The organism is Kitasatospora sp. LaBMicrA B282, assembly GCF_050325825.1.
In the GTDB taxonomy this organism is placed as follows: Bacteria; Actinomycetota; Actinomycetes; order Streptomycetales; family Streptomycetaceae; genus Kitasatospora.
This window is the reverse complement of the sequence record NZ_JBNQTI010000252.1, coordinates 1-8,547: the sequence shown is the minus strand read 5'-3', so window position 1 is coordinate 8,547 and position 8,547 is coordinate 1. Positions and strand designations below refer to the sequence as shown.

The window sequence follows — 8,547 nt, the reverse complement described above, 5'->3', positions numbered from 1 at the left end:
CCGCGGTGCGCGCCGCCCGCTCCGCGCGGCCGGCGCCGCCGAGCGCCGCCGGGAGACCGAGGAGCTGCTGGCCGCCCTGCCGCCCGCCGCCGAGCACGGCCGCCGCGCCGTGGTGGCCCGGATGGGCGGTGACGAGTTCGCCGTGCTGCTGCCCGGCGTCGGCCACCCCGACACGCTGGAGCGGCTGGCCAAGGCGCTGATCGCCGAGCTGGCCGCGCCGATCCGGCTGGACGGCCTGCTGCTGGTGCTGGAGGCCACCGCCGGGGTCTGCGTGTACCCGCAGCACGCCGGTGACGCAGAATCGTTGTTGCGCCGAGCCGACGTCGCCATGGGCCACGCGCAGCGCGGCCGCACCGGCGTGGAGCAGTACGACCACTCGCAGGACGCCGACACGCCCTACCGGATCGGCCTGCTCGGCGACCTGCGCCGGGCCCTGGAGACCGGCGAAGTGCAGCTGCACTACCAGCCCAAGGTCGCCTTCGACGGCCGGGTGGTGGGCCTGGAGGCGCTGCTGCGCTGGGAGCGGCCCGGGCGCGGGCGGATCTCGCCGGACGAGTTCGTGGGCCTGGCCGAGTCCAGCGGCCTGATGCCGCGGCTGACCGACTACGTGCTGGAGGCCGCGATCGGCCAGCTCGCCGCCTGGCGGGCGCAGGGCCTGCAGGTCCAGGTGGCGGTCAACGTCTCGCCGCGCGACGTGCTCAACCCGGGCTTCGCCCAGCGGGTGGCCGGCCACCTGAGCCGCCATCAGGTGCCGGCCCACGCGCTCCAGCTGGAGATCACCGAGCGGCTGCTGCTGGACGACTCCCGGCGGGCCGCCGACACGCTGGCCGAGCTGCGCCGGCACGGGGTCGGGATGTCGCTGGACGACTTCGGCACCGGGCACTCCTCGCTGGTGCGGCTGCGCAGCCTGCCGGTCGGTGAGTTGAAGATCGACCGGTCGTTCGTCTCCCGGATGGTCGCCGACGACCATGACGCGGCGGTGGTGCGCTGCTCGGTCGAACTCGCCCACTCGCTCGGCCTGACCGTGGTCGCCGAGGGCGTCGAGGACGACGAGACCTGGGAGCGCCTGCACGGCCTGGGCGTGGACGCGGTGCAGGGCTGGCTGGTCTCCGCCGCGTTGCCCGCCGAGCAGGCCACCGCCTGGCTGCGGGTGCACCGCACCGGCCCGCCGTCAGCCGAGCGGCTGACCCCGCTGGAGCGCTGGACCGGCCAGGCCGAGCTGCCCTGCCCCGGAGTGCCGCGCCAGCCGCTGAGCCCGCCCACCGAGGCGCCGACGACCCCGCAGTAACACCCGCGACACCCGGTGACCTCTAGGATGGTCGGTAAAGACAAGAGGACGGACGACCTGCGCCCCCGTGCCGCCGGTCCCCGTCCGGGCCGCACACCGTGCGTGGCGGCCTTCACTCAGAACTCACCTTGAGGATCGCTGCATGCCTGGCATCACGCGCGAGGAGGTCGCCCACCTCGCCCGGCTGTCGCGTCTGGAGCTGCAGGCGGAGGAGTTGGACCACTTCGCCGAGCAGCTTGACGTGATCATCGGCGCGGTCGCCCGCGTCTCCGAGGTCGCCGGAGCGGACGTCCCGCCCACCTCCCACCCGCTGCCGCTGACCAACGTCATGCGCGCGGACGAGGTCCGGCCCTCGCTCACGCCCGAGCAGGCGCTCTCCGGCGCCCCGGCCGCCGAGGAGCAGCGCTTCCGGGTTCCGCAGATCCTCGGGGAGGACTGACCGGCATGACCGAGCTCATCAAGTACACGGCGGCCCGCACCGCCGAGGCCATCGCGGCCGGCGAGGTCAGCGCGGTCGAGGTCGCGCAGGCCCACCTGGACCGGATCGAGGCCGTCGACAAGAAGGTCAACGCCTTCCTGCACGTGGACACCGAGGGCGCCCTGGCGGCCGCCCGCGCGGTGGACGAGAAGCGCTCCAAGGGCGAGGAGCTCGGCCCGCTGGCCGGCGTGCCGCTCGCGCTCAAGGACGTCTTCACCACCAAGGGCGTCCCCACCACCTGCGGCTCGAAGATCCTCGAAGGCTGGGTCCCGCCCTACGACGCCACCCTGACGACCCGTCTGAAGGACGCGGGCGTGGTCATCCTGGGCAAGACCAACATGGACGAGTTCGCCATGGGCTCCTCCACCGAGAACTCCGCCTTCGGCACCACCGGCAACCCGTGGGACCTGTCCCGGATCCCCGGCGGCTCCGGCGGCGGCTCGGCGGCCGCGCTGGCCGCCTACGAGGCCCCGCTGGCGATCGGCACCGACACCGGCGGCTCGATCCGCCAGCCCGGCGCGGTCACCGGCACGGTCGGCGTCAAGCCCACCTACGGTTCGGTCTCCCGGTACGGCCTGGTCGCCTTCTCCTCCTCGCTGGACCAGGGCGGCCCGTGCGCCCGCACCGTGCTGGACGCGGCGCTGCTGCACGAGGCGATCGCCGGCCACGACCCGCTGGACTCCACCTCGATCGACGCGCCGGTGCCGGCCGTGGTCGCGGCCGCGCGGATGCGCGACGTCCGCGGCATGAAGATCGGCGTGGTCAAGGAGTTCGCCGGCGAGGGCTACCAGGCCGGCGTGATGCAGCGCTTCGACGAGAGCGTGGAGCTGCTGCGCGAGCTGGGCGCCGAGGTGGTCGAGGTGTCCTGCCCCAGCTTCACCCTGGCGCTGCCCGCCTACTACCTGATCGCGCCCAGCGAGGCCTCCTCCAACCTGGCCCGGTTCGACGCGATGCGCTACGGCCTGCGGGTCGGCGACGACGGCACGGCCTCCGCCGAGCAGGTCACCGCGCTCACCCGCGAGGCCGGCTTCGGCCCCGAGGTCAAGCGCCGGATCATCCTGGGCACCTACGCCCTCTCCTCGGGCTACTACGACGCCTACTACGGCTCGGCCCAGAAGGTGCGCACCCTGATCTCGCGCGACTTCGACGCCGCCTTCGCCGACGTGGACGTGCTGGTCTCGCCGACCACCCCGACCACCGCCTTCCCGATCGGCGAGCGCGCCGACGACCCGATGGCGATGTACCTGGCCGACCTGTGCACCATCCCCTCGAACCTCGCGGGCAACGCGGCCATGTCGCTGCCCTGCGGGCTCGCCCCGGAGGACAATCTCCCGGTCGGCCTGCAGATCATCGCCCCCGCGATGGCGGACGACCGCCTGTACCGCGTGGGCGGCGCCGTCGAGGCCGCACTCAACGACAAGTGGGGTCACCCCCTGCTGGAGGAGGCACCGGCACTGTGAGCAAGATCGAGAAGGCCAAAGGCTTCAAGCACTCCAAGCCCGGCCTGTGGCTGTCCATCGGCACCAGTGCCTTCGGCGTGCTGGGCGTCGTCAAGGAATACAAGAAGGCCCGCAGCGAGAGCGACGTCCTCCTGCTGGCCAACGCCGTGATCGGCGCCGCCGCCCTGGTCACCGGCACCCTGCTGCTGGTGCGCGAGCTGCGACAGCTCGGCGACGAGGACGTCCTCGCCGGCTGACGACCGATCGGGTCCGGCCCCGCCGCGCGCGGGGCCGGACCGGTACCTCCCGAGTCTTTTAGTGAAGGGGACGCTGTGAGCGTCATGAACCTGGTCTCCTACGACGACGCACTCGCCTCCTACGACCCCGTCATGGGCCTGGAAGTCCACGTCGAGCTTGGTACCAAGACGAAGATGTTCTGCGGCTGCTCGACCGAGCTGGGCGCCGAGCCGAACTCGCAGACCTGCCCGACCTGCCTGGGCCTGCCCGGGTCGCTGCCGGTGGTCAACGCGGTCGGGGTGGAGTCGGCGGTGCGCATCGGTCTCGCGCTGAACTGCGAGATCGCCGAGTGGTGCCGGTTCGCGCGGAAGAACTACTTCTACCCGGACATGCCGAAGAACTTCCAGACCTCGCAGTACGACGAGCCGATCGCCTACAACGGCTACCTGGACGTGCAGCTGGAGGACGGCTCGACCTTCCGGGTCGAGATCGAGCGCGCCCACATGGAGGAGGACACCGGCAAGTCCAGCCACGTCGGCGGGGCCACCGGCCGGATCCACGGCGCCACCCACTCGCTGCTCGACTACAACCGGGCGGGCATCCCGCTGATCGAGATCGTCACCAAGCCGATCACCGGCGCCGGCGAGCGCGCCCCCGAGGTGGCCCGCGCCTACGTGGCCGAGCTGCGCGAGCTGATCCGCGCCCTGGGTGTCTCCGAGGCCCGGATGGACAAGGGCCAGATGCGCTGCGACGTCAACCTGTCGCTGCGCCCGAACGGCACCGAGACCTTCGGCACCCGCTCGGAGACCAAGAACGTCAACTCGCTGCGCAGCGTCGAGCGGGCCGCCCGGTTCGAGATCCAGCGGCACGCCACGGTGCTGACCGACGGCGGCACCATCATCCAGGAGACCCGGCACTTCCACGAGGAGGACGGCAGCACCACCTCCGGCCGGATCAAGGACAACGCCGAGGACTACCGGTACTTCCCGGAGCCCGACCTGGTCCCGGTCGCCCCGGCGCGCGCGTGGGTCGAGGAGCTGCGGGCCGGGCTGCCCGAGCTGCCCCGGGTCCGCCGGGCCCGGCTGCAGGCCGAGTGGGGCCTGACCGACAAGGACATGCAGTCGGTGCTCAACGCCGGTGCGGTGGAGCCGATCGAGGACACCATCGCGGCCGGCGCCCCGGCCGACCAGGCCCGCAAGTGGTGGCTCGGCGAGCTGGCCCGGCGGGCCAACGAGACCGGCACCGAGCTGGCCGAGCAGCCGATCACCCCGGCCCAGGTGGCCCGGGTGTGCGCGCTGGTCGCCGAGGGCAAGCTCAACGACAAGCTGGCCCGCCAGGTGATCGAGGGCGTGCTGGCCGGCGAGGGCGAGCCGGACGAGGTCGTCGCCGCGCGCGGTCTCGCGGTGGTCTCCGACGACTCCGCGCTCGGTGCCGCGGTCGACCAGGTGATCACCGAGAACCCGGACGTGGCGGAGAAGATCCGCGGCGGCAAGGTGCAGGCGGTGGGTGCGCTGGTCGGCGCGGTCATGAAGGCCACCCGCGGCCAGGCCGACGCGGCGAAGGTCAAGGACCTCATCTTGGAGAAGCTCGGCGCCGCCTGAGCTCGCTAAGGCCCCGTAGAGGGGGGGGGGGGGGGGGTGTTTTTTTTTTTTTTTTTTCTCCCCCCCCCCCCCCCCCCCCCCCCCCCCCCCCCCCCCCCCCCCCCCCCCCCCCCCCCCCCCCCCCCCCCCCCCCCCCCCCCCCCCCCCCCCCCCCCCCCCCCCGCTCCGGCATGTCCGGGCCCGCCGTCTAAGGCCCCCGCCCCGGCCAAGATCGGGCAAGCTGCCGATGCCCCCGCCCCCGCTGGCAGAGGAGTCTCTAGGTAGCGAGAACGACGAGGACGGGGAAGCACGATGAACGAGCTCCAGTACCAGCTCTACCAGCAGCGCGGCGCCGAACTGCGCGAGCTGGCCAGCCACCGGCGGCAGGTCGAGGAGGCCCGCCGGGCGAACCGCACGGCCCGCACCGCGTCCGCGGGCGGCAACCGGCTCGGCCGGCTGGCCGGCCTGCGCCGCCCGGCCCACGGGGGCGGGGTCGCGGTCGAGGAGTGCTGAGCACCCGACGGTCCGGGACCGGCGGCACGAGGGGAACGCCGGAGCCGGGCCGAGCGGAGCAGCGGGGGAGGGACGCCGACGGCGCCCCTCCCCCGCGGCGTTCCGGGCGGCCTGACGGGGCACCAGGCCGGACCCCGGCCGGGGCACCCGGCGGGGCGCCGGCCGGGGAACGGTGCCGGCCCGGAACCCGCGATATCGGTTCGGCCGCGGACCACGCGCTATGGCATGCTTCGCGCCGTGGAGCAGATCTCGGTCAGTCCCGTCTTCGTCGGCCGCGGCCGCGAGAGCGCCGCGCTCACCGCCGCCCTGCGCCGCGCCGCGGCCGGGCAGCCGCAGGCGCTGCTGATCGGCGGCGAGGCCGGGGTGGGCAAGACCCGCCTGCTGGAGGAGTTCCTCTGCCAGGCGGAGCAGCACGAGCCGGCCGTGCAGCCGGCCGCGATCACCATGCTCGGCAACTGCCTGGAGGTGGGCGCCGCCGGGCTGCCCTACGCCCCGCTGGCCACCGCCCTGCGCCGGCTGCACCGCCGCCTGGGCCCCGAGCTGGCCCGCGCCGCCGAGGGCATGGAGGGCCACCTGTCCCAGGTGCTGCCGGAGTTCGGCGAGCGCGGCCCGGAACCCAACGACGAGTACGGCCGGGCCCGGCTGTTCGAGCACCTGGGCCGGCTCTTCGAGCGGCTGGGCGCCGAGCGCACTCTGGTACTGGCGATCGAGGACCTGCACTGGTCCGACCGGTCCACCCGGGAGCTCCTGGGCTACCTGATAGCGACCCTGCACCGGTCCCGGGTGCTGATCGTGGCCACCTACCGCACCGACGACCTGCACCGGCGCCACCCGCTGCGCCCCTTCCTGGCCGAGCTGGAGCGCCAGCGCACCGTGCAGCGGCTGGAGTTGGCGCGGTTCGGGCAGCGCGAGGTGGCCGCCCAGCTGGCCGGCATCCTGGGCACCGCGGCGCCGGACCGGCAGCTGGTGGCCCGGATCCACCGGCGCTCCGAGGGCAACCCGTTCTTCGTCGAGGAGTTGGCCTGCTCCTACCAGGAGGGCTGCTCGATGGGGTTGAGCGACTCGCTGCGCGACCTCCTGCTGGTACGGGTGGAGGCGCTGCCGGAGGAGACCCAACGGGTGCTCAGGATCGCCGCCGAGGGCGGCTCCCGGGTCGAGCACGAGTTGCTCGCCGCGGTCCTGGACGACTCCGAGGACGAGCTGCTGGACGCGCTGCGCACCGCCGTGGGCGCCAACATCCTGCGGCCCGACAGGGACGGCGAGGGCTACCGGTTCCGGCACGCGCTGGTCCGTGAGGCGGTCTCGGACGACCTGCTGCCGGGCGAGCGGACCCGGATCAACCGCCGGTTCGCCGAGGTGCTGGCCGCCGACCCGACCCTGGTCGGCGGCGACGAGCTGCCGGCCCGGCTGGCCAACTACTGGTACCACGCGCACGATCCGGCCCGGGCGCTGCCCGCCGCGCTGGACGCGGCCCGGGCCGCCCGGCAGCGCAACGCCTTCGCCGAGCAGCTCAGCCTGCTCGAGCGGGCGATCGAGCTGTGGGACGAGGTCTCCCCGGAGGTCCTGCAGGACACCCTGCGCCCGCACGACTGGGCGGAGACCTATCCGCCGTGCTCCTGCGACTCCGACGACGGCGCGGCGGCGGCCCCCGCGGGCGCCGCCCCCCGCCCGGGCGAATCACGGTCGGCCGAATCGCAGCCGGCCGACCCGCAGGACTGCGACCGGCTGCGGCTGCTGGACGTGCTGGCCGAGGCGGTGGTCGCGGCCCGGCGCGCGGGGGTCCGGGAGCGCGGGCTGAGCCTGGCCAAGCGCGCCCTGAAGATGGTCGACGAGACCCGTCACCCGCTGCGCGCCGCCTGGTTCCGGATGAACCGGGCCCGGATGCTGGGCCACCTCAACCGCCCCGGCAGCGACCAGGAACTGGCGCACGCCCGCCGACTGGTCGAGGGCACCGGCCCGTCCGCGGTCAAGGCCGACGTCTACGCACTGGCGGCCGGCCAGGCGCTGCTCCAGTACCCCACCGCGGCCGACGTGGCGATCGCCGAGCAGGCGGTGGCGATCGCCCGCGAGGTCGGCGCCACCAGCGTCGAACTGTTCTCCCGGATGACCCTGGGCTCGCTCTACACCGACCTCGGCGACCCCGAGCGCGGCCTGGCCACGCTGCGCGCGGCGATCGGCGAGGCCCGCCGGCTCAGCGGGCCGGACCTGCTCACCCGCGGGCTGAACAACCTGGCCAGCCTGCTGGTCGAGCTCGGCCGGGCCGGCGAGGCCGTCGAGGCGGCCAGGGAGGGCCTGGTGGCCGCCGGCGACCTCGGCATGCTGCGCAACACCGGGGCGATCCTGACCGGGAACCTGGCCGAGGCGCTGCTGCACGCCGGCCGGCCGGCCGAGGCCGCCCAGCTGCTGGCCGACTGGGAGGACGACGCCCGCCCGGAGCCGCACGACCCCTTCCTGTTCCGGCTGCGCGGCGAACTGGCGCTGCTCCGCGGCGACCTCGCCAAGGCCGCGGAGGCCCTGGCGCAGGCCCGCGGCGGCGACCGGATCCAGCCGCAGCACGCGCTGGCGAACGCCCGGCTGGAGGTCGAGCTGGCCGCCCGCCAGGGGCGCCCGCTGGCCGCCCGGGCCGCGCTGCTGGCCGTGCTGGACGGGCCGCTGGCGGGCCGGGAGCGCCTGCTGCCGCTGCTGGCCCGGGCCGCCGGGGTGGAGGCGGACTCCCGCGGCCTGCCCGCCGCCGACCCGGACCGCCCCGAGGTGCTGCGCCGGATCGCCGCCGAGCTGGCCGGGCTGCGCCCGGTGGTCCCGCAGCAGCGGGGCTGGTGGCACCTGGCGGAGGCCGAACTGGCCCGCGCGACCGGCAGCGACACCCCGGAGCACTGGGCGGCCGCGCTCGAACCGCTGCGCACCAGCGGCCTGCCCCACCCGCTGGTCCTGGCGCTGCTCGGCGCGGCCGGCTGCGCCGCCGCGGCCGGCCATCGCGAGCGGGCCGGCGAACTGCTGGGCGAGGCCGCCCGG

7 protein-coding genes are annotated in these 8,547 nt (G+C 74.8%); all 7 read left to right on the top strand.

The features are described from left to right. The coding region (locus tag ACQRUO_RS37035; protein ID WP_428320572.1) for a putative bifunctional diguanylate cyclase/phosphodiesterase at positions 1-1,288 on the top strand (1,288 nt) is incomplete at its 5' end. A gap of 142 nt (positions 1,289-1,430) precedes the next feature. After that, positions 1,431-1,727, top strand: coding sequence for an Asp-tRNA(Asn)/Glu-tRNA(Gln) amidotransferase subunit GatC (gatC, locus tag ACQRUO_RS37030; RefSeq protein ID WP_184935436.1), 297 nt, complete (start codon positions 1,431-1,433; stop codon positions 1,725-1,727). 5 nt (positions 1,728-1,732) lie between these two features. Continuing rightward, on the top strand, positions 1,733-3,226 hold the full coding sequence (gene gatA / locus ACQRUO_RS37025; RefSeq protein WP_428320571.1) for an Asp-tRNA(Asn)/Glu-tRNA(Gln) amidotransferase subunit GatA: 1,494 nt from the start codon (positions 1,733-1,735) through the stop codon (positions 3,224-3,226). Further along, a complete protein-coding gene (locus tag ACQRUO_RS37020) occupies positions 3,223-3,462 on the top strand; it encodes a hypothetical protein (RefSeq protein ID WP_428320570.1) in 240 nt (79 codons plus the stop codon). Before gatA ends, ACQRUO_RS37020 begins: the two co-directional genes overlap by 4 nt. Before the next feature lie 84 nt (positions 3,463-3,546). After that, positions 3,547-5,043 (top strand): Asp-tRNA(Asn)/Glu-tRNA(Gln) amidotransferase subunit GatB, encoded by a 1,497-nt coding sequence (gatB, locus tag ACQRUO_RS37015; RefSeq protein ID WP_428320573.1) that lies wholly within the window; start codon positions 3,547-3,549, stop codon positions 5,041-5,043. Positions 5,044-5,334: 291 nt separating this feature from the next. Continuing rightward, positions 5,335-5,535, top strand: a complete 201-nt coding sequence (locus ACQRUO_RS37010; protein WP_428320569.1) for a hypothetical protein — start codon at positions 5,335-5,337, stop codon at positions 5,533-5,535. A gap of 225 nt (positions 5,536-5,760) precedes the next feature. After that, on the top strand, positions 5,761-8,547 hold a 2,787-nt coding region (locus ACQRUO_RS37005; RefSeq protein ID WP_428320568.1), incomplete at its 3' end, for an ATP-binding protein.

What these genes read in the sequence shown, in the direction of transcription:
- gatC (WP_184935436.1), top strand. Translation starts at nt 1,431, where the DNA reads ATGCCTGGCATCACGCGCGAGGAGGTCGCCCACCTCGCCCGGCTGTCG.
- gatA (WP_428320571.1), top strand. Translation starts at nt 1,733, where the DNA reads ATGACCGAGCTCATCAAGTACACGGCGGCCCGCACCGCCGAGGCCATC.
- gatB (WP_428320573.1), top strand. Translation starts at nt 3,547, where the DNA reads ATGAACCTGGTCTCCTACGACGACGCACTCGCCTCCTACGACCCCGTC.
- ACQRUO_RS37010 (WP_428320569.1), top strand. Translation starts at nt 5,335, where the DNA reads ATGAACGAGCTCCAGTACCAGCTCTACCAGCAGCGCGGCGCCGAACTG.